Annotated in this window: 25 protein-coding genes; 16 read left to right on the forward strand and 9 right to left on the reverse strand. The window is 54.2% G+C overall.

Annotation, left to right across the window (positions count from 1 at the left end; translation table 11 throughout):
• Positions 1 to 70 precede the first annotated feature (70 nt).
• Complete coding sequence (locus P349_RS15920; protein ID WP_032647857.1) at positions 71 to 3,166, reverse strand: multidrug efflux RND transporter permease subunit; 3,096 nt, start codon at positions 3,164 to 3,166, stop codon at positions 71 to 73.
• Between the two features lie 95 nt (positions 3,167 to 3,261).
• On the reverse strand, positions 3,262 to 3,648 hold the full coding sequence (gene crrC, locus P349_RS15915) for a colistin resistant protein CrrC (protein ID WP_032647855.1): 387 nt from the start codon (positions 3,646 to 3,648) through the stop codon (positions 3,262 to 3,264).
• 271 nt (positions 3,649 to 3,919) lie between these two features.
• Between crrC and P349_RS15910 the strand changes: the two genes are divergently transcribed.
• Both P349_RS15910 and P349_RS15905 read left to right on the forward strand, forming a co-directional pair.
• Positions 3,920 to 4,624 (forward strand): response regulator, encoded by a 705-nt coding sequence (locus P349_RS15910; protein WP_024907133.1) that lies wholly within the window; start codon positions 3,920 to 3,922, stop codon positions 4,622 to 4,624.
• Positions 4,621 to 5,685 (forward strand): ATP-binding protein, encoded by a 1,065-nt coding sequence (locus tag P349_RS15905; protein ID WP_032647554.1) that lies wholly within the window; start codon positions 4,621 to 4,623, stop codon positions 5,683 to 5,685. The genes P349_RS15910 and P349_RS15905 overlap by 4 nt, the downstream gene beginning before the upstream one ends.
• On the opposite strand, the gene P349_RS15900 is transcribed toward P349_RS15905, so the two are convergent.
• The 7 genes from P349_RS15900 to pspF form a co-directional block, all read right to left on the reverse strand.
• Positions 5,666 to 6,607: an ATP-grasp fold amidoligase family protein gene (locus P349_RS15900; protein ID WP_032647552.1), complete on the reverse strand. Its 942-nt coding sequence runs from the start codon at positions 6,605 to 6,607 to the stop codon at positions 5,666 to 5,668. The two genes, P349_RS15905 and P349_RS15900, sit on opposite strands and share 20 nt — an antisense overlap.
• A 148-nt stretch (positions 6,608 to 6,755) precedes the next feature.
• Positions 6,756 to 7,562, reverse strand: coding sequence for a putrescine export ABC transporter ATP-binding protein SapF (gene sapF / locus P349_RS15895; RefSeq protein WP_023312051.1), 807 nt, complete (start codon positions 7,560 to 7,562; stop codon positions 6,756 to 6,758).
• A gap of 1 nt (position 7,563) precedes the next feature.
• The gene (gene sapD / locus P349_RS15890) at positions 7,564 to 8,556 is read right to left on the reverse strand and encodes a putrescine export ABC transporter ATP-binding protein SapD (RefSeq protein WP_008501228.1); all 993 of its coding nucleotides are present in this window, start codon (positions 8,554 to 8,556) and stop codon (positions 7,564 to 7,566) included.
• Positions 8,556 to 9,446, reverse strand: coding sequence for a putrescine export ABC transporter permease SapC (gene sapC, locus P349_RS15885; protein WP_024907136.1), 891 nt, complete (start codon positions 9,444 to 9,446; stop codon positions 8,556 to 8,558). Before sapC ends, sapD begins: the two co-directional genes overlap by 1 nt.
• Positions 9,433 to 10,398: a putrescine export ABC transporter permease SapB gene (sapB, locus tag P349_RS15880; protein ID WP_024907137.1), complete on the reverse strand. Its 966-nt coding sequence runs from the start codon at positions 10,396 to 10,398 to the stop codon at positions 9,433 to 9,435. Before sapB ends, sapC begins: the two co-directional genes overlap by 14 nt.
• Positions 10,395 to 12,035, reverse strand: a complete 1,641-nt coding sequence (sapA, locus tag P349_RS15875; RefSeq protein WP_032647550.1) for an ABC transporter substrate-binding protein SapA — start codon at positions 12,033 to 12,035, stop codon at positions 10,395 to 10,397. Before sapA ends, sapB begins: the two co-directional genes overlap by 4 nt.
• A gap of 87 nt (positions 12,036 to 12,122) precedes the next feature.
• Positions 12,123 to 13,100, reverse strand: coding sequence for a phage shock protein operon transcriptional activator (gene pspF / locus P349_RS15870; protein ID WP_032647548.1), 978 nt, complete (start codon positions 13,098 to 13,100; stop codon positions 12,123 to 12,125).
• A gap of 166 nt (positions 13,101 to 13,266) precedes the next feature.
• Between pspF and pspA the strand changes: the two genes are divergently transcribed.
• The 14 genes from pspA to P349_RS15800 all read left to right on the forward strand — a co-directional run bounded on the left by pspA (position 13,267) and on the right by P349_RS15800 (position 26,720).
• Positions 13,267 to 13,935 (forward strand): phage shock protein PspA, encoded by a 669-nt coding sequence (pspA, locus tag P349_RS15865; RefSeq protein WP_021240283.1) that lies wholly within the window; start codon positions 13,267 to 13,269, stop codon positions 13,933 to 13,935.
• Positions 13,936 to 13,984: 49 nt separating this feature from the next.
• Positions 13,985 to 14,209 (forward strand): envelope stress response membrane protein PspB, encoded by a 225-nt coding sequence (pspB, locus tag P349_RS15860; protein WP_023312045.1) that lies wholly within the window; start codon positions 13,985 to 13,987, stop codon positions 14,207 to 14,209.
• The gene (gene pspC / locus P349_RS15855) at positions 14,209 to 14,568 is read left to right on the forward strand and encodes an envelope stress response membrane protein PspC (protein ID WP_008501237.1); all 360 of its coding nucleotides are present in this window, start codon (positions 14,209 to 14,211) and stop codon (positions 14,566 to 14,568) included. The genes pspB and pspC overlap by 1 nt, the downstream gene beginning before the upstream one ends.
• Before the next feature lie 12 nt (positions 14,569 to 14,580).
• The gene (gene pspD / locus P349_RS15850) at positions 14,581 to 14,805 is read left to right on the forward strand and encodes a phage shock protein PspD (RefSeq protein ID WP_023312043.1); all 225 of its coding nucleotides are present in this window, start codon (positions 14,581 to 14,583) and stop codon (positions 14,803 to 14,805) included.
• Positions 14,806 to 15,001: 196 nt separating this feature from the next.
• Positions 15,002 to 16,699, forward strand: a complete 1,698-nt coding sequence (locus P349_RS15845; RefSeq protein ID WP_032647546.1) for a sugar phosphorylase — start codon at positions 15,002 to 15,004, stop codon at positions 16,697 to 16,699.
• 14 nt (positions 16,700 to 16,713) lie between these two features.
• Positions 16,714 to 18,006 carry an ABC transporter substrate-binding protein gene (locus P349_RS15840; RefSeq protein ID WP_032647544.1) on the forward strand — a complete coding sequence of 431 codons (1,293 nt, stop codon included), beginning with the start codon at positions 16,714 to 16,716 and terminating at the stop codon, positions 18,004 to 18,006.
• A gap of 22 nt (positions 18,007 to 18,028) precedes the next feature.
• The gene (locus tag P349_RS15835; RefSeq protein ID WP_022648300.1) at positions 18,029 to 18,910 is read left to right on the forward strand and encodes a carbohydrate ABC transporter permease; all 882 of its coding nucleotides are present in this window, start codon (positions 18,029 to 18,031) and stop codon (positions 18,908 to 18,910) included.
• Positions 18,897 to 19,739: a carbohydrate ABC transporter permease gene (locus tag P349_RS15830; RefSeq protein WP_023335920.1), complete on the forward strand. Its 843-nt coding sequence runs from the start codon at positions 18,897 to 18,899 to the stop codon at positions 19,737 to 19,739. Before P349_RS15835 ends, P349_RS15830 begins: the two co-directional genes overlap by 14 nt.
• Before the next feature lie 28 nt (positions 19,740 to 19,767).
• Entirely contained in the window at positions 19,768 to 20,820 is a 1,053-nt protein-coding gene (locus tag P349_RS15825) for a zinc-dependent alcohol dehydrogenase (protein ID WP_032647542.1), read from the forward strand.
• Positions 20,821 to 20,837: 17 nt separating this feature from the next.
• Complete coding sequence (locus P349_RS15820) at positions 20,838 to 21,626, forward strand: sugar phosphate isomerase/epimerase family protein (protein ID WP_032647540.1); 789 nt, start codon at positions 20,838 to 20,840, stop codon at positions 21,624 to 21,626.
• A gap of 14 nt (positions 21,627 to 21,640) precedes the next feature.
• Complete coding sequence (locus P349_RS15815) at positions 21,641 to 22,696, forward strand: Gfo/Idh/MocA family protein (protein ID WP_032647853.1); 1,056 nt, start codon at positions 21,641 to 21,643, stop codon at positions 22,694 to 22,696.
• The gene (locus tag P349_RS15810) at positions 22,690 to 24,969 is read left to right on the forward strand and encodes a glycoside hydrolase family 65 protein (RefSeq protein WP_032647538.1); all 2,280 of its coding nucleotides are present in this window, start codon (positions 22,690 to 22,692) and stop codon (positions 24,967 to 24,969) included. Before P349_RS15815 ends, P349_RS15810 begins: the two co-directional genes overlap by 7 nt.
• Positions 24,959 to 25,624, forward strand: a complete 666-nt coding sequence (pgmB, locus tag P349_RS15805) for a beta-phosphoglucomutase (protein ID WP_032647535.1) — start codon at positions 24,959 to 24,961, stop codon at positions 25,622 to 25,624. The genes P349_RS15810 and pgmB overlap by 11 nt, the downstream gene beginning before the upstream one ends.
• A 13-nt stretch (positions 25,625 to 25,637) precedes the next feature.
• Positions 25,638 to 26,720: an ABC transporter ATP-binding protein gene (locus P349_RS15800; protein WP_032647532.1), complete on the forward strand. Its 1,083-nt coding sequence runs from the start codon at positions 25,638 to 25,640 to the stop codon at positions 26,718 to 26,720.
• Positions 26,721 to 26,739: the final 19 nt, after the last annotated feature.

Genomic DNA, 26,739 nt, shown 5'->3' on the forward strand with positions numbered 1-26,739 from the left:
GTCCAGTATATCACCCGGCAACAGCTTCGCCTCATCCAACCAGAGAGGCAGCGTGATTCCACCAGGGTATTCACGCTTTCCTGATGTTGTCGACGAAACGCGCAATGACGATAAAGAAAACCGGTACGAAGAAGATCGCGAGAAGCGTACCGCTAATCATGCCGCCAAATACGCCGGTACCGATGGCATGCTGCGTACTGTCGCTCGCCCCCCTGGCCAGCATCAACGGAACAACCCCTAAGCTGAAGGCTAACGATGTCATCAGAATCGGACGCAGGCGCTGGCTGGCGGCATGAATGGTTGCCGCCAGCAGGGGCTGCCCCTGGCGATGGAGCTGCCTGGCAAATTCAACAATCAGAATGGCGTTCTTGGCCGACAGGCCGATAAGCGTAATCAGGCCGACCTTAAAGAAAACGTCATTCGTCATGCCGGCAACAAACACTGCTATCACCGCGCCGATAAGACCCAACGGAACGACCAGCATGACCGCAAAAGGAATAGACCAGCTCTCATACAGGGCGGCGAGCACCATAAACACGACCAGTATCGACAGGACAATAAGGCCCGGAAGCTGAGATTCCGATTTTCTCTCCTGCAATGCACTCCCGGCCCACTCGCCCGCCATGCCCTGAGGTAACTCTCTGGACAAACTCTCCATAACCTTCATTGCGGTGCCGCTGGATACTCCTGACGCCGCATTTCCGGTAATGCGAAGAGCAGAATAACCCTGATAGCGCGTCAACTGCTGCGGCGCAACGTTCCAGGAGATCGTCACGAACGTTGATAACGGCACCATCTCACCCATCCGGTTTTTCACTGATAGTTTCAGTATCTGCTCAGGCTGCATTCGGTAGGGGGCATCGGCCTGAATAATCACCTGTTGAACGCGGCCGTTGTTCGTATAGTCATTGACGTAATTTGAGCCCAGGGTAACGGAGAGCGTCTGGTTGATTTCATCAAATGAGACGCCCATCGCTTCCGCTTTTTCCCGGTCAACCTGGAGCGCAAGGCTGGTTCCTTTCGGCAGACCGTCTATATAGACGTCATTCAGTTCAGGACGCTGATTGGCTTGCAGGACCAGCGCGTCGGCAGCGCGCTTTAACGCCTCGTAGCCCAGTCCTGCTCTGTCCTGCACGTACCAGGTGAACCCCGAGGAGGTGCCCATATCCGAAATGGCCGGCGGGAGCAGGCTCATCGTGACGGCATCAGTAACGTTCGCCATGCTTTCCTGTATCTGATCGGCTTCATCCTGGGCCGTCGAGCCCCGTCGATTTTTCCAGTCTTTCAGGGTGGTAAAGGCCATCGCCGAATTTGGCCCGGAACCCGAAAACCCAAACCCCAGGATCATAATGTTGCTTTCAATATCCGGCCGGGCCGTAATTTCCTCTTCAAACTTTTTAACCACGTTAAGGGTGCGCTGCATCGTGGCATCAGAAGGCAGCTGGATTGAGGACATAAAGTAGCCCTGATCTTCGTCCGGCAGAAAGGACGACGGTAACGAAGACAATCCCAAAAACAGCGCAGCACAAAGCGCAACGTACAGGAGCAGCATACGTCCGGTTCGCTTCAGAACGGCACCCAGCCCGGCTTCGTAACAGACGGTGAGCGAACGGAAGCGCGCGTTAAACCCTGCCGCGAACCGTCCACTTCCGCTCTTTCCTGCCTTGTGCGGCTTGAGTAACGTTGCGCACAGGGCAGGGGTCAGCGTCAGGGCAAGAAACGCGGACAGCAGTATGGAGACTGCCATGGAAATACAAAATTGCCGGTAGATGATCCCGACGGATCCTTCAGCAAACCCCATGGGGATAAAGACGGCGGTGAGCACTAGCGTGATCCCGATAATCGCCGGGGTGATCTCCTGCATGGCTTGCCGGGTAGCGTCCCGTGGGGACAGACTTTTTTCCTCCATCAGTCGTTCAACGTTCTCCACAACCACAATGGCATCATCAACGATAATCCCTATCGCCAGCACCATGCCGAACATCGTCAGAATATTGATGGAGTATCCGCTCAATAACATCACCGTGAAGGTGCCAAGAAGTGCGACGGGAGCAACAATCGCCGGGATAAGCGTACAGCGTATCTTGTGCAGAAACAGCAGCATAACCAGGAAGACAAGGACCATCGCTTCCACAAATGTCTGAACAACCTTCACGATAGAAAGTTTCACAAACGGCGCGGTATCGAAAGGAACCGTAAACACCATTCCGTCGGGTAACACCCGGGAAAGCTCGTCGATGCGCGCACGCACGCCTGAAGCCGTACTCATTGCGTTGGCGCCTGGCGACAGCTGGATTGCCGCCGCCGTCGAGGGCACGCCATTTTCACGGATACCAAAAGCGTAGCTTTGCAGGCCGGATTCAATCCGCGCAATGTCGGATAATTTCAGGCGGGCGCCGGATGCGTCAGATTTCAGGGTGATATTCCTGAACGCCTCGACCGAGGAGAGCTGCCCCTTTACGGTGATGGGATACGTTACCCCTTGTCCTTCAGATGCGGGCTCATCTCCCGTTTTGCCGGGCGAAACCAGGGCATTTTGCTGGCCAACAGCAGTAAGCACATCGCTCACCGAAAGGCCGTAGCTGTGGAGCTTCATTGGATCCAGCCAGATACGCAGCGCTTTTTCGCCGCCAAACAGCTGAACTTTCCCTACGCCGGGCACGCGACGAAGCTCGTCACTAACGCTTCGGGCAAAATAGTCGCTTAAGTCGGCTTCCTCGAATTGACCGTTGGTGGACTTCAGCCCCACCATCATTAAAAATCCAGAATTAGCGGCCTCGACGTTAATGCCATTTTGTCTTACCGCCTGAGGAAGACGAGGCTCGACGATCTTAATCTGATTCTGTAGATCCATCTGTGCCAGCTTGATGTCCGTGCCGGGTTTAAACGTGACGGTAATCGATGCCGAGCCGGTTGTGTCACTGGATGATTCGAAATAGAGCAAGTTATCGACTCCAGAGATTTCTCGCTCGATTAACGACACCACCGACGTATTCATGATATCGGGGCTGGCCCCCGGGTAACTGACGGAAATGATGATGCCTGGCGGCGCCACCGCCGGATACTGCGCAACCGGCAAACGAGGAATAGACAAGAGACCCGTCAGGACGATAAACAGCGCCACTACCCAGGCGAAAATGGGACGTTCGATAAAAAAATGAGGCATTGAGTTATTTTTGTGCAAAAGGGTGAGATAGAGACTCTACCGCGCACCTGTTTAGCGGAAGTGGGCGGTTTATGGAGGCCGTGTGGATCAAGGGCTCAAATCATTCTCATAATGAGGTACAGCGGTGATCCGCCAAAAAAAATGATCAAATAACACTCGTAATAAAAGACAAGATCCTCGATATCGGGCATCGCGTTTAACAGCACGGTGAACGTAATAATGAGATAAACAAAAATCACCATCAGCCAGAAGGCGACGACAAATAGCTCAGTTAGCGCACCAGCTTTATTTTGGATTATCAAAGTGACAACCGACAACGCGATGCAGCCATAGATAATAGGGGAAGAGAGCAGCGTCGAGGCGACTTTTTCATCCACTCTGTGTACCAGCACCAGCCAGGTATAAAGTAATCCCCACGACAGCAGCAGAAACAGGGAATATATGCCCAGTTTTTTAGGAGAGAAATATTTTGAAAGTTCCATGTTCATTATTTCAGCCAACTTCATAAAATCTTTAAGAAACAGTGGTAATTTGCAGCGCGCAATGCACAACGCGTTATGCCTCAATAGCGATTTTGAACGGACATTGTCGAGTCTTTATTGACTGAATGTGTAGGCTGTGTGGAGAAATAACCGGGCATTTAAATCAACCGGGAAATTTTCGTAACTACGGCACTTTTTCCCGGAGGCTGTGTCTTATTGTGCTAAAGATATCTGATAGCGTGCTTAAAGGGATTTCACCCGCGGAGATAATATGAACAAAAATACGCTGATCCTTGTTGTTGAAGATGAAGACGAAATCGCCGATATACTGATGAGCTACTTAGAGCGTTCGGGAATGAAAACGCTGAGGGCCAGGCAGGGCGAGCAGGCGATAACGCTTAATCGCCTCCATAAACCGGATCTCATCTTGCTGGACATTCACCTGCCCGTATGTGACGGCTGGAGCGTGCTTACTACGCTTCGCCATGAAAGTGCTGTCCCCGTCATTATGGTTTCCGCTCTCGATCAGGACGTCGATAAGCTTATGGGTCTGAGGCTCGGGGCGGATGATTACGTAATCAAACCCTTTAACCCCTCTGAGGTTGTCGCACGGGTTGAGGCGGTGCTGCGCAGGACAAAACCTGCGCTTCAGCAGGCGGGTTCCCTGCCGCTCAGAACGCCCTTTATTACGGTCTATCCGGATGATTTCTACGTGGAAGTCACCGTGGGCGAAGAGGTTATCTCCCCGGTATTAACGACAACCGAATTTAAATTACTTACCTGGCTGGTGCGTTATCCGCGAAAGGTCTGTTCCCGTGAAGAGTTACTCAACGCGTGTCTGCCGGAAGGCGATACGCTCGACAGAACGGTCGATAGCCATATGAGCAAGTTGCGTAAAAAACTGGAGCTTGCCGGTCTTTACGGTGTTCCCGAGAGCATCAGAGGCATGGGCTACCGGCTTGGGGAAAAGAAATGAATAAAGAGTCTGTCCTGAGTCGTCAGATCTTAACGTATATGCTGTTGCTGACGTTTACGATCATTGCCATCGCCATCCTGGGCTCCTGGTTTTTTTACTCCTTTATTCTGGATCACCTCCCGGGCGGCCCTGCTGCGGGAGATGATGAGCAGATGACGATGTGGGACTGGGCATGGATTGGGACCGCGACGACGATCAGCCTGATTATTGCCCTCTTTTTCACGGTCAAACTGTCATCGCGAATACTCACCCCGCTAAACGCAGTCGCGTCCAGCCTGAAAAAGATTTCTCAGGGCGATCTGGATGCCCGGGCATTCTGTGCCAGTTCCCGGCTGGGTGAGATCAATCACCTTGTGACGGATTTCAATGAAATGGCGGAAAAATTACAGACGCTGGATATTCAGAGGAAATCCTGGAATGCGGCTATTGCGCATGAGCTGAGAACCCCGGTCACGATCTTACGCGGACGGCTTCAGGGGTTGGTTGACGGTGTTTTTACCCCGGACCCGATGCTGTTTAATAATCTTCTCAAACAGACGGAAGGGTTAACCCGCCTGATTGAAGATCTCCGGGTTGTCAGTTCGGATGGCGGGGCGGGATACACGCTATACCAGTCCAGAACGGATTTAAAAGGGACAATACAGGACGCGCTCGATACCTTCATGCCCGAGTTCAGCCGTAAGGCATTTACCGTCAATACAGAACTGAGGGATCAGCAATGCGTATTCGATCCGTTACGCATCAATCAGTGTCTGACCGTTTTATTTGACAATGCCTTACACTATTCTACCTCGCGCAAACTCATCGTGAAAAATGGCGTTTCTGATAAAGGCAATTATATCCTTATTCAGGACGGGGGGCCGGGCATCCCCAGGGAGTTTCATGATTTCTTATTTCAGCCGTTTCAGCGCGATAATGGCGCCAGGCAGTTGAACCCGGAAGGCTGTGGTTTGGGCTTGTCGGTGGTAAAAGCCATCATGCTGGCGCATGGTGGCGATGTTACCTATACCTTATCGACGCAAAGCCACTCGATATTTAAACTTACCTGGCCCGACTCGTAAGTTTCAGCGGCAGGTCAAATGCACCTGCCGGCGATAAATGCCATATTTTTCCTAACGTAGCATCCCATTCCTGCGGGGTAATCGTCAGTTTACCGCGTCTCGGGCTTAAGGTTATTTCACTGAAATAGATGTCATCTTTTTTTAGCATGAGGTCAACGCGGCAGTAGTCAATGCCATCCGCCAGCTCCTGGGATGCCAGCAACGCTTGTCGGAACAAGACCGGTTCGTCTGGATTTACTGAAGTATTCGGATACTCCATCTGGAAGGGTTGTAAGTTCCAGTGTCTGTCATAAACGTTGATAAAACCGTTGCCGTTATCATCCGTAAAATCCGCTTCAACATAGTGGGCGACGCCATGAAAGCAATGGATCCTCAGCATTTCGGGCGTCGTATTCCTGTCAGCATCATCGAAGAGATCGACGAATGGCTCGCAAAGTATATTCGGCGTAATGTTTTTGTACTGCCACTCACGCGTGGTGTAGTACAAATTTTTCTTTAACGCGAGGCTCAGTTTTTTACGCGCTTTCTTGTCGTTAAATTGCGCTTTGTTCGTACATATTATTGTGCTGCCACTATCATGGTTGCACTTAAGGACGAATTTGTCAGGGAGCACGGAAAAATCAATCTGCGACGCCCTGGTATAAACGCCAATTAATGGCACCGTTTTCACGCGCTTTGTTCTGGAGGAAACGTATGCCCGAACGGCGAGTTTATCGGCAAGCATCGTGTAGAGGTTATTATGGTCATAGACCAGACGATGACATATTTTTTCACTCAACGTCGTGGGTGATTGAATATCAGGTTTTGTCCCGGATGTTTTCTTGAGCCTCACAGTATGAAAGTGCAGGTCCGTCATTAAGAATGAACGGCATTTTCTGATGAGATACTCGGTGTATTTTAGAGCATAAGTGGCGGCATTCATTTCTTCTCCTCCGTATTGTCCGGATATTCTGGAGAAGAACTGTTGATTGATATTGCTTAAAAGATGGAGCAGGGATGGAGACGAAAATTAAAAGGATTAAATAGCGTGTAAAGGCTATTTAATCCTTATTGAGCGGTGCAACGTTTGTTTACCGGTCTTTGCGCCATGCATCGGCGGTTAATGCTTCACCGAAATGACCGGCTATCAGTCGTTTTGTCAGCTCATGAAGCGGTGAGGCCATCACATCCGCCGTGCTGCCGCGCTCGACCACTTCACCCTGGTGCATGACCATCACCTGATCGCTGATATGCTTCATCATTCCCAGATGTTGGGTGACATAGATATACGAGATCCCCTGTTTTTCCTGCAATTCCAGCATCAGGTTAATCAGCTGAGAGCGCATCGACATGTCCAGCGAGGCAAGCGCTTCATCAGCAATGATCACTTTTGGCCGCAATATCAACGCACGCGCCAGACCCAGACGCTGTTTCTGGCCGGGGGCCAGCATGTGCGGGTAGTAGCTTTCGTGATCCGGTAACAGCCCAACCATGCGCAGAGTTTCAAATACGCGCTTACGGCGCGCCTCTGGCTCCAGGTCGGTGTTCAGACGCAGCGGAAAATCGAGGATCTGCGAAATGCGCTGGCGTGGATTAAGCGAGGTAGACGGATCCTGGAAGATCATGCGGATGCGCTGGCTGCGGAAAGAGTAATCCCCGAACGTCAGAGGATGATCGTCAATCAACACTTCGCCTGCAGTCGGTTCAACCATGCCGGCGAGCATTTTTGCCAGGGTGGATTTCCCGGAACCGTTTTCGCCAATAATCGCCAGCGTCTGTTTTTCACGCAGCGTAAAGCTCAGCGGTTTCACCGCGTCGACAGTTTGGCGATGAAACAGCCCCGTGCGGTAGCGAAAGGTCTTACTCAGGTTGCGGACTTCCAGTAAGGTTTCGACCATTTCACTCTCTCTCCATGTTCAGCGGGAAATGACAGGCGTAAAGATGATTTTTCGCCCCGGTCAGGCGTGGCGTCTCGATACATTTGCGCTGAGCATAGGGACACCGCGGCCCCAGACGACAGCCTATCGGCAGGGATTCCAGCAGCGGAATCGCCCCCGGCAGAGTATTCAGGCGGCTTTTATGCGGCATCGCGCTGCCAAAATCCGGAATCGCACGGATAAGCGCCTGCGTATACGGATGATGCGGCGCGGTGATCAGGTCTTCACTCGGCGCGGTTTCGACCGTTTGCCCGCAGTACATCACGTCAATTTTATCCGCCCATTTGCTGAGCATTTGCAGGTCATGGCTGATCAGCAAAATGGTGGTGTTGTTATTCTGGTTGAGACGCGACAGCAGGCGGAAGATTTGCGCCTGCGTGGTGGGTTCCATCGCGTTGGTGGGCTCATCCGCAATCAGCAAACGCGGCTGATTGGCCAGCGCGATGGCAATCATTACTTTCTGACATTCGCCGTCGGTCAGTTCATAAGGGAAGCTGCGCATCGCATCTTTGTGATCTTTGATCCCGACGCGGTGTAAAAGCTCGATGGCGCGACGCTTGCGCCAGCCAACGCGCTGCCACCAGCGGCCTTTATAGGTCCAGCCGGGGATGTTCTGCATCAGCTGCTTACCCACGCGTTCGGACGGGTCGAGACAGGACTGCGGCTCCTGGAAAATCATCGAGACGTTATGCCCGACCAGCTTACGCCGCTCGCGGGGGGAGAGGCGCAGCAGATCGATATCATCAAAACGCATACGGTCTGCCGTCACGCGCCAGTTGTCTTTCGCCACGCCGCAGATGGCTTTGGCGATCAGGCTTTTGCCTGAGCCGGATTCACCCACCAGCCCGCGAATTTCACCCTCCGCGAGGGTGATGCTGATGCGATCGACGGCTTTAACCCAGCCTTCACCGGTTTTGAATTCAATGGTGAGGTTGCGAATATCAAGAAGCGGCATTATTGCACCCCCGCATTAATTGCACGGCGAATACCGTCACCCAGCAGGTTGATGAGCAGCACGCTCACCATAATGGCCGCACCCGGCAGCATAACCGTCCACGGTGCCACGTAAATTAACTCCAGCGCGTCACCGAGCATCGCACCCCATTCGGGCGACGGCAGCTGCGCGCCGAGGTCGAGGAAGCCGAGCGCCGCGATGTCCAGGATCGCCATCGACAGGGCGCGGGTGATCTCAGTGACCAGCCCGGCGGCGATGTTAGGCAGCACGGCAAACCAGAGAATGTTGAAGGTCGTCGCGCCGTCCAGACGGGCTGCGACGACATACTCTTTTTCCAGTTCATCATGCACCATGCTGTAAACCGAGCGCACGATGCGGGGCAGGATAGCCAGCCAGACGGCGAACATGGCATGCGACAGATGGGGACCGGCAAAGGCAACCACAATGATCGCCAGCAGCAGGGACGGAATCGACAGCAGCGTATCCAGAATGTGGTTAAGCACCGCCGAGCGCAGGCCATGTGTGGATCCTGCAAAAATACCGAGCGCCAGCCCGCAGATCGTTGCCGCGAGCGTCACCACAAATGCGCCGCCAACCGTCGGGGCTGCACCGCTCAGCAGGCGGCTCAACACGTCACGTCCGAGGTCGTCCGTTCCCAGGAAGAAAGAGACTTCACCGTAGCGCGACCAGGACGGTGGCAGCAGCTGATAGCCAAGGAACTGCTGGTCAATGCCGTACGGTGCAAACCACGCGCCAAAGACGCACAGCAACACCAGACCGGCACAGCCATAAAGGCCGATCATTGCCGTGGTGTCACCATAGAATTTACGCCACACGGTACGCAGCACGCCGGGCGTGCGCTTTTCACTGTATACGCTATCGTAAGGCATACCATTCCTTATGCTTCAATGGGTTAGCCATAGCACCCAGAATATCGGACAACACGTTGACAATAATCACCAGCGAACCAATCACCATCACACCCGCAGAAATAGCGGCGTAGTCCTGCTGGCGAATGGCGTTAATCAGCCATCGCCCAAGGCCTGGCCAGCTAAAGACCATCTCGGTGATCATGGCCAGCGTCAGCATGGTGGAAAACTGTAATCCAAGACGCGGAATAACCGGCGGTAGCGCGTTGTGCAGGACGTTGCGGCGCAGTATGGTCAGGCGTGACAACCCGCGCGTGGCGGCGGCTTTGACGTAGTTCTGGTCAAATACCTCAATGGTGCTCAGGCGCATCAGGCGGATCACTTCGGTTGTCGGCGCAACCGCCAGGGTCAGCACCGGCAGTACCATATGGCGCAGGGCGCTGACGATCATCTCGTGGCGCCATACCGAATCGGACAGCCACGCGTCAATAATGGCAAAACCCGTCACCGTTTTAACCGTATAGAGCAGGTCAAAACGCCCCGAAACCGGCAGCCAGCCCATCGTCAGCGAGAAGAAGAGCGTCAGCAGCAGCGCCAGCCAGAATACCGGGATGGAGAAGCCGAACAGGGCGAGGGCGCTGATAAACTTATCCTGCCATTTATTGCGGTAGATCCCGGCGAGCATGCCCACGGGGATCCCGACCATCAGGGCAAAGCCGAAGGCCAGAATGCACAGCTCCATCGTGGCCGGGAACACCTCTTTCAACTGCTGGGAAATCAGCTGCCCGTTAATGCTGGACACGCCGAAATCCCAGTGCAGGAGCCCGTTAAACCAGAAGAGCCAGGCATCCCACAGCGACGACCCCTGAAGCGGGGCATGGGGCGTGAAATAGCTCAGGCTGAAGCCGACAAAGTTCAGGAAAAAGAGCGTCACCAGCAGCAAAAGGAGCCGACGTAAGGTAAAAATAATCATGGTTTTTTCACCTCTTGTTCTTTTTCACGCGACACGCCAGCGAACGAGGCGTTGCCGAACGGACTCAGTACCAGACCTTTAATATCATAACGATAGGCCTGAAGACGCAGGGAAGAGGCCAGCGGCAGCACCGGCAGTTCCTGGGCGAGGATCTTCTGCGCTTCATCATAGGCGTCAATACGTGAGGCCAGCTGCTGGGAAGCCAGCGCTTTTTGCAGCACGGCGTCAAACTCCCGGTTACACCAGTGGGCGTAGTTGGTCTGCGAGTTTATCGCCGCACAGCTCAGCAGCGGCCGGAAGAAGCTGTCCGGATCGTTACTGTCGGTCGCCCAGCCGGTCAGGGTTAAATCATGATTCATATCCATCAGGCGCGCCTCCTGGAAACGGCCCTCAACCGGTACGATGATCACTTTGACACCCACCTGCGCCATATCTGCCTGCAGCAGTTCGGCGGTCTTGAGCGGGCTGGGGTTCCACGCCTGGGAACTGGTGGGCACCCAAAGCTGCAGCGTCAGGTTTTCTGCCCCCAGCGCTTTCAGCTGTTCACGCGCTTTTGCCGGATTGTATTCCGTAATTTTAGCTTCACCGTCATAGGCCCACGAGGCGCGCGGTAAAATTGAGGCGGCGGTTTCCGCCGTGCCGTAGTAGATCGACTGCATCAGGCGCTGGTTGTTAATCGCCAGCGCCAGAGCGTGCCGAACGGCAGGGTTATTCAACGGCGGTTTATCCGTGTTAAAGGCCAGATACGCGATGTTCATCCCCGGGCGTAGCGTCAGACGCAGACGCGGATCGTCGCGCAAAATCGTGAGCTGGCTGGCCGCGGGCCAGGCAAGGACGTCACATTCCCCGGTGAGCAATTTCGACAGACGTCCCGTTCCGCCAGAGCCGAGATCCACCACCACCTGCGGCATCAGCGGCGTACCGCGCCAGAAGTGTTCATGGCGCTGCAGACGAATATATTGACCGGCGCGATATTCGGCCAACTGGAACGGACCGGTGCCAACCGGCTGGCGATCGAGCAGTTCCTGACGATCCTTTTTCGTCAACTGAGCCGCGTATTCGGCCGACATGACGGATGCATAGTGGGTTGCCAGGTGCCAGAGGAAGGAGGCATCCGGGCGCGTCAGCGTGAATTCAACCGTGCGGTTGTCCAGTTTGCGCACGCTTTTCACGGTGTCGGCAAACTGCAGACTGTCGAAATAGGGGAAATTGCTGCCGTTAACGTTATGCCACGGGTGGTTGCGGTTAAAGATACGCTGGAAGGTGAAGACCACGTCATCTGCGTTCAGCTTGCGCGTGGGGGTAAACCACGGTGTGCGTTGAAACGCGACGTCATCGCGCAGGTGAAAACGGTAGGTAGCGCCGTTATCCAGCACTTCCCAGCTTTCCGCAAGCTCAGGCACCAGACGGTAGGTGTACGGGTCAACATCAAGCAGACGGTCGTAAAGCTGCGCGGCAAGGGTATCCACAATCAGGCCGCTGCCCGCTTTTTGCGGGTTGAAGGTATCCACCTGGCCGCTTACGCAATAGACGAAGCCGCTGTCACGAATGTCAGGCTGCGGCGTTTGCCCGGGCGCAGCAAAAGCCTGGCTGCTAAACAGACCAAGTGCAAAAAAGGACGATAAAACCAGACGCATAATTTTTAAGGTTTTTAGGTTCGATCTGCAAAGTGTATCGCACTTACGCCTGCTTCGTAAAAATGTCTATGGTAAGTGCTGATATTGTCAGCGCATTTGATGCTTTTTAAGCAATGCCCTTAACTGATGGTAGGTCAGACCCAGCAGTTCAGCCGCCCGTTTCTGGTTGTATTTCGCCGTCTTCAGGCTTTGCTCCAGCAGCTGTTTCTCCTGGTCGTGCTGGAACTGGCGTAAATCAAGGGGGAGAGTAGGGTGATCGTCTGAAGACGTTGGCACGGTCAGAGACGGTACGCTGCGCTGAAAAGGATCGATAATGATGTTGTCCAGCTCGGTCTCGCTGCTGCCGTGGCGATAGACGGAACGCTCCACGACGTTTTTCAGTTCGCGGATATTTCCCGGCCAGTGGTAAGCAAGCAGCGTCTCCTGTGCATAATCGCTGAAGCCGGGGAACAGCGGCAGTCCGAGCTCGCGGCACATCTGAATCGCAAACTGGTCTGCCAGCAGCATGATGTCGCTTTTGCGCTCGCGCAGCGGAGGAAGCTGAACGACGTCAAAGGCCAGGCGGTCAAGCAGGTCGGCACGGAATTTCTCCTCCGCCACCATCTCCGGCAGGTTGGCGTTCGTGGCGCACACCAGGCGCACGTTGACCTGCAGCGGCTGGCTACCGCCGACGCGCTCCAGCTCGCCGTATTCAATCACGCGCAGCAGTTTTTCCTGCACCAGCATGGGCGCGGTGGCCAGCTCATCAAGAAACAGCGTACCGCCGTCGGCGCGCTCAAAGCGTCCGGGATGGCGTTTCTGGGCGCCGGTAAATGCGCCCGCTTCATGGCCGAAGAGCTCGGTATCGAGCAGGTTTTCATTCAGCGCCGCGCAGTTAAGGGAAATGAAGGGGCCGTCCCAGCGCCCGGATAAATAGTGCAGACGGTTAGCTATCAATTCCTTCCCCGTTCCGCGTTCACCGATGATCAGTACCGGTTTGTTGAGCGGCGCCAGGCGAGAAACCTGTTCCAGCACTTCCAGAAAACTGTTTGCTTCGCCGAGTAAATTGTCTTTGTATCCAGGCATGATGAAATTAACCACTCCTTAGCGATATTCACCAGGCAAGAATAGTTCTTTACTGCATGAAAATCAATCAGTCTCAGTGAAATCAATAAGATAAAAAGTTGGCATGATGTTTGTATTATCTGTACAGCAGGGCATAGCCCGATAACAGAACTATGAGGATTTGATTATGGGTATTTTTTCTCGTTTTGCCGACATCGTGAACGCCAACATCAACTCACTGCTTGAGAAGGCGGAAGATCCGCAGAAGCTGGTTCGCCTGATGATTCAGGAGATGGAAGACACGCTGGTTGAAGTGCGTTCTACCTCCGCCCGTGCGCTGGCGGAAAAAAAACAGCTTACGCGTCGTATTGAACAAGCTACCGCTCAGCTGAACGAATGGCAGGAAAAAGCGGAACTTGCGCTGCGCAAAGACAAAGAGGATCTGGCCCGTGCGGCGCTGATCGAAAAACAGAAGCTGGCAGAGCTGGTCGCGACGCTCGAGCATGAAGTGACGCTGGTGGATGACACGCTCACCCGTATGAAGAAAGAGATTGGTGAGCTTGAAAACAAACTGAGCGAAACCCGCGCGCGTCAGCAGGCGCTGACCCTGCGTCACCAGGCGGCAAGCTCTTCCCGCGACGTGCGTCGTCAGCTGGACAGCGGTAAGCTTGATGAAGCGATGGCGCGTTTTGAATCATTTGAACGTCGTATCGACCAGATGGAAGCGGAAGCCGAAAGCCACGGCATCGGTAAGCAGAAGTCGCTGGATCAACAGTTCGCCGACCTGAAGGCCGATGATGAAATCAGCGAGCAGCTGGCGGCACTGAAAGCCAAAATGAAGCAAGACAACCAATAATAATTCCTGCGGCACCTGAGCGTGCCGCATCGTAAGACAAGGAGTACACATGAGCGCGCTTTTTCTGGCCATTCCCCTGACAATTTTCGTGCTGTTCGTTTTGCCGATTTGGCTATGGCTGCACTACAGCAACCGTTCTTCACGGGGCGAACTTTCCCAGAGTGAACAACAGCGTCTGGTTCAGCTCTCCGATGAGGCGAACAAAATGCGCGAACGCATTCAGGCGCTGGAAGCCATCCTGGATGCTGAACATCCAAACTGGAGGGACCGTTAATGTCTGGACTGAATCTGAACAAAAAGTTGTGGCGTATTCCGCAGCAGGGCATGGTGCGCGGCGTTTGTGCCGGGCTGGCTCATTATCTTGATGTTCCGGTAAAACTGGTGCGCGTGGTCACGGTGCTATCGATCTTCTTCGGACTGGCATTTATTACCCTGGTGGCATACATCGTCCTGTCGTTTGTCCTTGACCCGATGCCGGAAGGAGAACTGGCTGCAGAAGGTGCCCCCACCAGCAGCGATCTTCTCAATGCGGTTGATGCGCAACTCGCCGCCGGTGAGAAGCGGCTACGGGAAATGGAACGCTATGTCACGTCGGATACCTTTACGCTGAGAAGTCGTTTTCGTCAGCTTTAAGAGAGAGATGAGATGAAACAACACTGGCAACAGGCCGGTCAGAAGGTAAAACCCGGCCTGAAAATCGCAGGTAAACTGGTCCTGCTGACCGCGTTACGGTTCGGACCGGCAGGTGTGGCGGGGTGGGCAATAAAATCCGTTGCCCGCAAGCCGGTCAGAATGGTGCTGGCCGTGGCGCTCGAACCGCTGTTGCAAAAGGTGGCAAAACGGCTTTCTCGCCGCTACTTATCCCAATAATTTCCGCCGGTGTTAGCCCTTTCCCTTCCGGGAGAGGGACTGGCGACGGTTAACCGCATTTCTCTTTTCCCCGTGCTTTCTTTGCGGCAGCTCACAATATTGCGCTGAGCTGCTTTGCAAACACCTTTTTCTCCTTCCCGGTCCGTTGACAGATATTTTTCATGGGAGTAGATTGCCACCTCGTGGGACCGCTACCATGGAAAATGAAATGAAGACAAAAATTAAAGAACTCATTAATCTTGTTTACGGGGAAACGTTTTCTGAAGCCCAGTTTAAGGTGCTGATGGAAAATATTGGAAAGGCCGCTTCTGTTATTACAGAAAAACGTAAGATAGCCTGGGATGAAAAAGATGTTGTTCTGATTACCTATGCCGATCAGTTTTCAGCGAAAGGGGAGAAGGCGCTGCCGGTTTTTACACGTTTTTATAACAAATGGCTTTCCCATTCCTTTTCTCATGTTCATCTTTTGCCTTTTTATCCATGGTCTTCGGACGACGGATTTTCTGTTATTGATTATCATGAGGTTGCGCCTGAAACGGGTGCGTGGCGAGATGTGGCTGAATTAAAACAGTCCGCCAGTTTAATGTTCGATTTCGTCTGCAACCACATGTCAGCCAAGAGTAAATGGTTCTCTAATTATCTGAAGCAAACGCCTGGCTATGATGATTTCTTTATTTCTGTCGATCCTGAAACAGATTTATCCGCGGTGACGCGTCCGCGTGCCTTACCGCTTCTTACACCTTTCACGTTGCATGATGGCAGCGTGCGACACCTGTGGACCACCTTCAGCGAGGACCAGGTTGATCTTAACTTTGCCTCTCCGCAGGTGCTGATCGCGATGGTGGACGTGCTGCTGCATTACCTGATTGAAGGGGCGCGATACATTCGTCTGGATGCTGTGGGCTTCATGTGGAAAATACCCGGAACAAACTGCATCCACCTTGAGCAAACCCACCAGCTCATCCAGCTTTTCCGCGCTATCACCGAGGCAGTCGCCCCGGGGACGGTGATTATCACCGAGACGAACGTTCCGCATAAAGATAACGTCGCTTATTTCGGTGACGGTGAAAATGAAGCGCAGATGGTTTATCAGTTCTCTTTGCCGCCGCTGGTATTGCATGCGGTGCATTGTCAGGACGTCCGGACGCTGAGCCAGTGGGCAGCGTCGCTGAGGTTGCCTTCGACGAAAACCACCTGGTTTAACTTCCTGGCTTCGCATGATGGGATTGGTTTGAATCCGCTACGCGGAATTTTACCTGAGTCGGAAATCCTCTCTCTTGTGGAGAAACTTCAGGCTGATGGGGCGTTGGTTAACTGGAAAAATAACCCGGATGGTACACGCAGTCCTTATGAAATTAATGTGACCTATCTGGATGCATTAAGTACGCGTGACAGTCTTGATAGCCATCGGATTGCCCGGTTTATTCTGGCGCATGCCGTCCTCTTAAGTTTCCCCGGCGTGCCCGCGGTTTATATCCAGAGTATTCTCGGCTCGCGTAATGATTATGCAGGTGTTGAACGTCTGGGATACAATCGCGCGATAAATCGTGAAAAATACATTGCTGGACAAATTGATAGCGTGCTTGAAGATAAAAATAGCCTGCGCTCTCAGGTCTATTGCGCATTAAGCCAGTTAATCGCGCTGCGTAGGACGGAAAAAGCATTCCATCCTGACAGTGAAGCTTATTTTAGTGCGTCAGGTGAGCATGTGTTAAAAATCGTTCGCGTGGCGGATTGTGGCGAAAAAATAACGGCGCTGTTTAATTTCAGCGATGGCATTCAAACGGTGGAGTCCGATATTCAATCCGGAACGGAGTTGATTGCCGGAAAAGATATTACAGATAAAACGCTGACCCTATATCCATGGCAGGTGTTGTGGATTAAAGAAAACTAAAAAGGACCTTAAAAATGAAAATGCCCAGAATTGTGCTGATATCAGCACTGGTTTCGTGCGCCCTGTTATCAGGCTGCAAGGATGACAAAAAGTCTGCTGTCACCATTGAGTTTATGCACTCATCTGTCGAGCAGGAGCGTCAGGCGGTTATCACGAAGCTGATCGAAAAATTTGAGAAAGAGAACCCCGGCATCACGGTGAAACAGGTGCCGGTAGAAGAGGATGCCTACAACACCAAGGTTATTACGCTCGCCAGAACGGGCGCACTGCCTGAGGTAATTGAAGTCAGTCATGACTACGCGAAAGTCATGGACAAGGAACAGCTGCTGGATCGCAAAGCTATTGGTGAAGCCATTAAAGCGGTAGGCGAGAACACCTTCTATGACGGCATCTTGCGCGTTGTGCGTACGGAAGATGGTTCTGCCTTGACGGGGGTGCCAGTCAGTGCCTGGCTATCCGGCGTCTGGTATCACAAAGATGTGCTTGCTGCAGCGGGTATCCAGGAGCCGCATAACTGGGAACAGCTGCTGAAAGCCAGCCAGAGCCTTAACGACCCGGCCAAAAAACATTACGGCATTGCGCTGCCCACCGCGGAAAGCGTGATGACAGAGCAGGCATTCTCCCAGTTTGCGCTTTCCGGCGGCGCGAACGTTTTTGATGCCAAAGGGAACGTCGACATCGATACCCCTGAAATGGCAAAGGCACTGGCGTTTTATAAAGCCCTGGCCGCGACCACCATGCCGGGTTCAAACGACGTCATGGAGATCAAAGATGCCTTCATGAACGGTTCTGCGCCGATGGCGGTTTACTCCACCTACATCCTGCCGGCGGTATTCCAGGATGGAAACCCTTCCAACCTGGGCTTCGTCGTCCCAACAGAAACATCTTCTGCAGTTTACGGCATGGTCACGTCGCTGACGATTACCACCGGTCAAACCGAAGATGAAACTCAGGCGGCTGAAAAGTTTGTGACCTGGATGGAGCAGGCTCAAAACGCAACCGACTGGGTCATGATGTCGCCTGGCGCGGCACTGCCGGTGAACAAGCTGGTGGTGGGCACTGATACCTGGAAAAACAACGATGTGATTAAAGCGTTTGGGCAACTGCCTTACGAACTGATTGCGCAGTTCCCAAATGTGCAGGTGTTTGGTGCCGTGGGCGACAAAAACTTCACCCGCATGGGCGATGTAACCGGGTCCGGCATTATCAGTTCTATGGTGCATAACGTCACGGTAGGTAAACAAGATCTCAGCAACACGCTTAGTGACAGCCAGAAGCGACTGACTGATCTGGTTTCACAACGATAGGAGCGCTCTGCGGAAGGAAATTATGAAGACGTTGTTTTCTGGTCGTTCAGATATGCCTTTCGCCATGCTGCTGTTGGCCCCCAGCCTGATTTTGCTGGGGGGCCTGGTGGCCTGGCCAATGATTTCCAATATTGAAATCAGTTTCTTACGTCTGCCGCTGAACCCGCGTATAGATGCGGTGTTCGTCGGGCTCGATAACTACATCCGCATTCTCGGGGATGCTGCTTTCTGGCACTCGCTGTGGATGACCTTCTGGTACACCGCGCTGGTGGTGATTGGCAGCACGGGGCTGGGGCTGGCTGTTGCGATCTTCTTTAACCGTGAATTCCGTATGCGGAAAACGGCGCGTTCACTGGTGATTCTGTCCTACGTTACGCCGTCCATTTCGCTGGTGTTTGCATGGAAATACATGTTCAACAACGGCTACGGAATTGTGAACTATCTGGGCGTTGACCTGCTGCATCTGTATGACCAGGCGCCGCTGTGGTTCGACAACCCTGGCAGCAGTTTTGTACTGGTGGTGCTGTTCGCCATCTGGCGTTACTTCCCGTACGCGTTCATTTCGTTCCTGGCGATTTTGCAGACCATTGATAAGTCGCTGTATGAAGCGGCGGAAATGGACGGCGCGAATGCCTGGCAGCGTTTTCGAATCGTTACGCTGCCCGCGATTATGCCGGTGCTGGCAACGGTGGTGACGCTGCGCACTATCTGGATGTTCTACATGTTCGCAGATGTCTACCTGTTGACGACCAAGGTCGATATTTTGGGCGTCTACCTCTACAAAACGGCATTCGCTTTCAATGATTTGGGTAAAGCTGCGGCGATTTCCGTCGTGCTGTTCGTGATCATCTTCGCGGTGATTCTGCTGACCAGAAAAAGGGTAAACCTCAATGGCAACAAATAAACGCGTACTGAGCCGCATTGGTTTTTATCTGGGGCTGGCGGTGTTTCTGGTCATCACGCTGTTCCCGTTCTTCGTGATGCTAATGACGTCATTTAAGAGTGCGAAAGAGGCAATATCGCTTAACCCGACCATATTGCCGCAGGCGTGGACGCTGCAGCATTACGTCGACATCTTTAACCCGCTGATTTTCCCGTTTGTGGACTACTTCAAAAACAGCATGGTGGTGTCGCTGACCTCATCGGTGATTGCCGTATTTCTCGGCACGCTGGGGGCCTACGCCCTGTCCAAACTGCGTTTTAAGGGCCGCACGACGATCAATGCGAGTTTTTACACCGTCTATATGTTCTCCGGAATATTGCTGGTGGTGCCGCTGTTCAAAATCATCACTGCCCTTGGGATCTACGACACCGAGCTGGCGCTGATTATCACCATGGTGACCCAAACGTTACCGACAGCGGTGTTCATGCTGCGCAGCTATTTCGACACCATCCCGGACGAGATCGAAGAAGCCGCGATGATGGACGGCCTGAACCGCCTGCAAATCATCTTCCGCATCACCGTGCCGCTGGCGATTTCCGGGCTCGTGTCGGTGTTTGTCTACTGCTTCATGGTGGCGTGGAACGACTACCTGTTTGCGTCCATTTTCCTGTCCAGCGCCAGCAATTTCACCTTGCCGGTCGGGCTGAACACGCTCTTTAGCACGCCAGATTATATCTGGGGTCGCATGATGGCGGCATCGCTGGTGACGGCGCTTCCGGTGGTCATCATGTACGCCCTGTCTGAACGTTTTATTAAAAGTGGTTTGACCGCCGGTGGCGTGAAGGGCTGAGGCGGCCAATTTTAACAAGGAGTCAGTCATGAAAAAATTAGTTGCGACAGCGCCTCGTGTGGCGGCGCTGGTGGAATATGAAGATCGTCCGGTTGCGGTTCATGAAGTGAAAATTCGCGCTCGCTTTGGCGCGCCTAAACACGGTACCGAAGTGGTGGATTTCCGCGCCGCCAGTCCGTTTATCGATGAAGAGTTCAACGCGGAGTGGCAGATGTTTACCCCGCGTGAAGAGGGTACGGCCCGCGGGATCGAATTCGGTAAGTTCCAGCTGGGCAACATGATTGTTGGCGACATTATCGAATGCGGTGATGACGTCACTGAATATCAGATCGGCGACAGCGTCTGCTGCTACGCACCGCTGCAGGAAACGGTGATCGTTAACGCGGTGAACAACTACAAGCTGCGCAAAATGCCGCAGGGTGCCTCCTGGAAAAACGCCGTTTGCTACGATCCAGCGCAGTTCGCCATGAGCGGCGTGCGTGATGCCAACGTGCGGGTCGGCGATTTTGTAGTCGTGGTGGGGCTGGGGGCGATTGGGCAGATTGCTGTCCAGCTGGCCAAAAAAGCCGGGGCGTCCGTCGTTATCGGTGTCGACCCTATTGAACACCGCTGCGAGATCGCCCGTCGTCATGGGGCCGACCACTGTCTGAACCCAATCGGCACTGATGTCGGTCAGGAAATTAAAAAGCTGACCGGGAAGCAGGGCGCGGACGTGATCATCGAAACCAGCGGCTATGCAGATGCACTGCAGTCCGCGCTGCGCGGACTTGCCTATGGCGGCACCATCTCCTACGTAGCCTTCGCAAAACCGTTCGCGGAAGGCTTTAACCTTGGCCGCGAAGCGCATTTCAATAACGCGAAGATTGTCTTCTCCCGCGCCTGCAGCGAACCCAACCCGGACTACCCGCGCTGGAGCCGCAAACGTATTGAAGAGACATGCTGGGAACTGCTGATGAACGGCTATCTGAATTGTGAGGATCTGATCGACCCGGTCGTGACCTTCACCACCAGCCCGGAAAGCTACATGACGTATGTCGATCAGCACCCGGAACTCAGTATCAAAATGGGCGTCACTTTTTAAGCTAAGGAGAGCACATCATGAAAATCGCAACACAAAACCAGGCCTTTTTCCCGACCAATATCATGGAAAAATTCGAGTACATCAAAGCGATGGGTTTTGATGGCTATGAAATTGATGGCCGACTGCTGGTAGAAAACCTCGCCGAGGTAAAAGCGGCCATCAAAGCCACCGGTCTGCCGGTGACGACGGCCTGCGGTGGATACGATGGCTGGATTGGCGACTTCATCGAAGAACGTCGTCTGAACGGGTTAAAGCAGATTGAACGCATTCTGGAAGCGCTGGTTGAGGTGGGCGGCAAGGGCATTATCGTGCCTGCTGCCTGGGGAATGTTTACCTTCCGCCTCCCGCCAATGACCTCCCCACGCAGCCTGGAAGGAGACCGCAACGCGGTAAGCGCCTCCTTGCGCTGGCTGGATGAGGTCGCGGCGCGCACAGGGACGACCGTCTACCTGGAGCCGCTGAACCGCTATCAGGATCATATGATCAACACCCTTGCTGATGCGCGTCGCTATATCGAAGAGAACGGCCTGAAGCACGTGCAGATCATCGGCGATTTCTATCATATGAACATCGAAGAAGACTCGCTGACGGATGCGCTGCATCAGCACCGCGATCTGCTGGGCCATGTGCACATCGCAGATAATCACCGCTATCAGCCGGGCAGCGGTAGCCTCGATTTTGCCAGCCTGTTCGATCAGCTGCGTGCGGATAATTACCAGGGTTACGTGGTGTATGAGTGCCGTGTCCGCGCCGAGGATCCGGCGCAGGCTTATCAGGACTCCCTCACTTATTTGCGTGAATGCTAAGGATGACGAGCGTGATGAGTGCTTCTTCACCTTTGCCTCTGCGCGTCGCCATTATTGGCGCCGGGCAGGTCGCGGACAAAGTGCATGCCTCGTATTACGCCACGCGCAGTGATGTTCAGATGGTGGCTGTCATGGACAGCCATCCTGAACAGGCTCGGGCGTTTGCGGAACGTCATAGTATTCCCTCGGTATGGCAGGATACGCGAGAGATGCTCGAGGCGGTTAAGCCGGATGCGGTGAGCGTCTGTTCGCCTAACCGGTTCCATTTCGAGCACGTCATGGCCGCGCTGGAAGCGGGCTGCCACGTGATGTGTGAAAAACCACCTGCTATGACGCCGCAGGAGGCCGATAGGATGCGCATGGCCGCGCGCAAGGCGGGAAAAGTGCTGGCGTATGATTTTCACCATCGTTTTGCTCTCGATACGCAACTGTTGCGTGAGGCTGTGATGAAGGGGGCGCTGGGGGAAATTTATTACACCACGGCCCAGGCGCTACGCCGCTGCGGGGTTCCAGGCTGGGGCGTCTTTACCAACAAAGCGCTACAGGGCGGTGGGCCTCTGATTGATATCGGTATCCATATGCTCGATGCCGCAATGTACGTGTTGGGGTTCCCGGCGGTAAAAAAGGTGACGGCACACGGCTTCCAGAAGCTGGGAAACCGTAAAAGCAGCGGCCAGTTTGGCGAGTGGGATCCCACGCAGTTTACCGTTGAGGACGCCCTCTTTGGCACGATTGAGTTCTACAACGGTGGCATTCTGCGCCTCGACACGTCGTTTGCGCTCAATATCCGTGAGCAATCGATCATGAACGTCGCATTCTGCGGTGAAAAGGCGGGCGCTACGCTTTTCCCGGCGCACATCTACAACGATGAAGGCGGTGTTTTAGTCACCCTCACGCAGCGTGAAGAAGCTGACGACCAGCGTCATATGCGCAGTATGGATGCCTTCGTACGGCATGTGCTGGGAGAGCCCGTCACGATAGCTGATGCGGAGCAGGGGCTGGTTATCCAGCAGCTTGTCGCCGCGTTGTATGAATCAGCAGAAACAGGGGAAAGCGTGACCTTATGCTAAACGTGTCTGTATTAATCGACCCGGGCTTTTGTCCACACAGCCTGAATAAATACGCCTCTATCATGGCCTGCGGTAATGGCTACATGGGGATCCGCGCTGCGCATGAAGAAGATTACACCCAGCAAACCCGAGGCATGTATCTTGCGGGTCTCTATCATCAGGCGGGTCGTAACGAGACCACTGAGCTGATCAATCTGCCGGATATCACCGGTATTGATGTTGAGCTGGATGGCGTCAATTTCACGCTCCTGTCAGGCGAAATCCTTGAGTGGCAGCGCGAGCTGGCGTTTGCCAGTGGCGAACTTCGTCGGAGCGTGGTCTGGCGCTCGCCCGACGGGAAACGCTATCGTCTGGAAAGCCGTCGTTTTGTATCGCTGGACCAGTTGCCCCTGGTGGCCATGCAGCTTTCGATCACACCGCTTGATGATGTCTCGCAGACCGTGCTGAAAACCGGCATTGATGCAACGCAAACGAACAGCGGCAGACAGCATCTGGATGAAATGTCGATCAGAGTGTTTGACCAGCAATACATGCAGGGCGTGTATGAAACGCAGGACCGTGCGTCAGAAGTGGTTGTTTCGGCGTTTTGTCAGCTCTCTGCGAAGAGCGACAGCTGCTTCACCGCCAAAAATCGTCGTCTCAGCGTTCATCATTCACTGACGATTGCGAAGGGTGACACTGTCACGTTAGAAAAGATCGTCTGGGTGACGCATCGCAGTGATAAAGCACTGTCGCAGGCCTCTTTCGCTCGCAACGCGCTGGCCGATCTTAAGGTCTGTGCGGCAAGAGGCTACGACGCGTTGCTTGAGAGCTCATCGTATGCCTGGGAAGAGGTCTGGCGTGACGCTCGGGTGGAAGTGGACTCTACGGAGTATCAGGATCAGATGGCGCTGGATTACTCCGTCTGGCATTTGACGACCATGACACCTGCCCATGATGAGCGAAGCAGTATCGCCGCCAAAGGGCTGACGGGTGAGGGGTATAAAGGCCACGTCTTCTGGGATACCGAAATTTTCCTGCTGCCTTTCCATCTCTTCACGCGGCCCCGAACCGCCCGCAGCCTGTTGCGCTATCGTTGGCTGAACCTGGCCGGGGCGCGGGAAAAAGCCCGTCGCAACGGCTGGCCAGGCGCGCTGTTCCCATGGGAGAGCGCCGCGAGCGGCAAAGAGGAGACGCCGGAGTTCGCGGCTATCAACATCCGAACCGGCACGCGCCAGAAGGTGGCCTCCGCGCTGGCGGAACACCATATCGTGGCTGATATTGCCTGGGCCGTCGTCGCTTACTGGCAGGCGACACACGATGATGCCTTTATGCGGAATGAAGGTCTGACGCTGCTGATGGAAACCGCTGCGTTCTGGATGGGCCGCGCAACGGAAATCAATGGTCGTCTCGAAATCCATGACGTCATCGGACCGGACGAATACACCGAGCATGTGAACAACAACGCTTATACCAACTATCTGGCCTGGCACAACGTCGCCTGCGCTCGCCAGTTTATGGCGATGTTTGGGCGCGAGGATGAAGGTTTTACGCAGAATGCCTCACGGTTCCTGGCGCGCTTATGGCTACCAGAGGCCGACGCGGACGGTGTGATCCCCCAGGATGATACCTTCATGGCAAAACCTGCTATCGATTTGAGCCGCTACAAAGCCAAAGCGGGTAAGCAGACCATTCTGCTCGATTATTCCCGCGCGGAAGTGAACGACATGCAGATCCTTAAGCAGGCTGATGTTGTGATGCTTACCTACCTGCTGCCGGAGCGGTTTACCTCGCAGCAGTGTGCCGCCAATCTGGCGTTCTACGAACCCCGCACAATCCATGACTCTTCGCTGAGCAAGGCCATCCACGGCATTGTGACCGCCCGCTGTGGCGATACGGAAGGGGCCTACGCCTTCTGGCGCGCCGGCGTGGCTATCGATCTGGGCGACGATCCGCACAGCAGCGACGACGGCATTCATGCCGCGGCCACGGGTGCTATCTGGTCCGGCGTCATTCAGGGCTTTGCCGGCATGCAGATAGTGGAAGGGGAGCTGCACCTTGCGCCCAGGGTGCCAGCCCACTGGCGAAGACTTGCTTTCCCCCTGCGCTGGCGGAACACCACGCTGCGCTTTACGTACGAAAACGAGGTTTTAACCATTGAAGCTTCGGCACCTGTCACGCTGACGCTGTGGGGCAAAACGCTACACGTATCGGGGCATAAAGTTTGTGCCTGTAAGGACTTTCTTGCATCTGTGAATGGGACCGCTACCACGGAGGTGCACCATGACGCTTAAGGCTGTTGTATTCGATCTGGACGGTGTGATCACCGATACCGCACACCTCCATTTTTTGGCCTGGCGTGCAGTGGCGGAGGAAATCGGCATCACCATCGATGAAGTGTTTAACGAACAGCTGAAGGGTATTAGCCGCATGGATTCCCTTCAGCGCATCCTGAAGCATGGCGGGAAAGAGGGAACGTTTAGCGATGAGCAGTGCCTGGCGCTGGCGACGAAGAAAAACGCGTTCTATGTCCAGTCTCTGGCGTCACTGACGGAAGATTCACTGCTTCCCGGTATTCGCGACGTGCTGGCGGATATCCGTGCGGCGAACGTCAAAATTGGGCTCGCCTCCGTTTCCCTGAATGCCCCTGGCATCTTGCGCGCCCTGGGCATTCAGCACGCTTTTGATTTTTGCGCTGATGCTTCCCTCATTATCTGTTCGAAGCCTGACCCGGAGATCTTCCTCGCCGCCTGTGCTGGCCTGAATGTGCGTCCTGAAGAGGCCATGGGTATCGAAGATGCACCTGCAGGCGTTGAGGCGATCAACGCGGCGGGAATGCTATCGGTTGGGATTGGATCTGGCCTGGACCATGCGGGATTACAACTTCATTCAACGCGGGAACTGACCTGGAAATGTCTGACCGAGTTTTGGGCATCCCGGACGTATTGATAAGGAATTAACAATGGCTCAACTGTCTCTGAAACACATTCAGAAAATCTACGATAACCAGGTCCACGTGGTTAAGGATTTCAATCTCGAAATCGAAGATAAGGAGTTCATCGTCTTCGTCGGGCCTTCGGGCTGCGGTAAATCCACGACGCTGCGTATGATTGCCGGTCTGGAGGAGATCAGCGCGGGTGAACTGGTCATTGACGGCGTTTGCATGAACGACGTGCCCGCCAAGTCTCGCGATATCGCGATGGTGTTCCAGAACTATGCGCTTTACCCGCATATGACGGTCTACGACAACATGGCGTTTGGCCTGAAGATGCAGAAAATCGCCCCGGCGGTTATCGAAGAGCGCGTTCACTGGGCGGCACAGATCCTCGGCTTGCGCGAGTACCTCAAGCGTAAACCCGGCGCGCTGTCCGGCGGACAGCGTCAGCGCGTGGCGTTGGGCAGGGCGATCGTGCGCGAAGCGGGCGTGTTCCTGATGGATGAACCGCTCTCCAACCTCGATGCCAAGCTTCGCGTGCAGATGCGGGCTGAAATCAGCAAGCTGCACCAGAAGCTTAATACCACCATGATTTATGTGACCCACGATCAGACGGAAGCCATGACGATGGCAACCCGCATCGTGATCTTAAAAGACGGCATTATTCAGCAGGTCGGTGCCCCGAAGCAGGTGTACAACGAACCGGCGAACATGTTTGTCGCAGGGTTTATTGGCTCCCCAGCCATGAACTTCATTCGCGGCGCTATCGATGACCGCTATTTCGTCACGGAAACGCTGCGTCTGGCGATCCCGGAAGACACGCTCGCTTCACTGAATGCCGCAGGGTATCAGCGTAAAGCCGTGGTCTTTGGCATCCGCCCGGAAGATATTCTCACTCTGCAGAGCTGCGGTGAAAACATCGCGGCGAAAGTCAGCGTCGCCGAACTGACCGGCGCGGAGTTCATGCTCTATGCCACCTTTGGCGGCCATGAACTGGTGGTTCGCGCAGGCGCCGCGAATGACTATGCCGCTGGGGATAATATCGACATCCAGTTCGATATGAGTAAGTGCCATTTCTTCGACGCTGAAACCGAAGCGGCTATTAGATAAGAAAGGTGTTTGCCGGAAA

This window comes from Enterobacter sp. DC4 (assembly GCF_000568095.1).
Taxonomy (GTDB): domain Bacteria; phylum Pseudomonadota; class Gammaproteobacteria; order Enterobacterales; family Enterobacteriaceae; genus Enterobacter; species Enterobacter pseudoroggenkampii.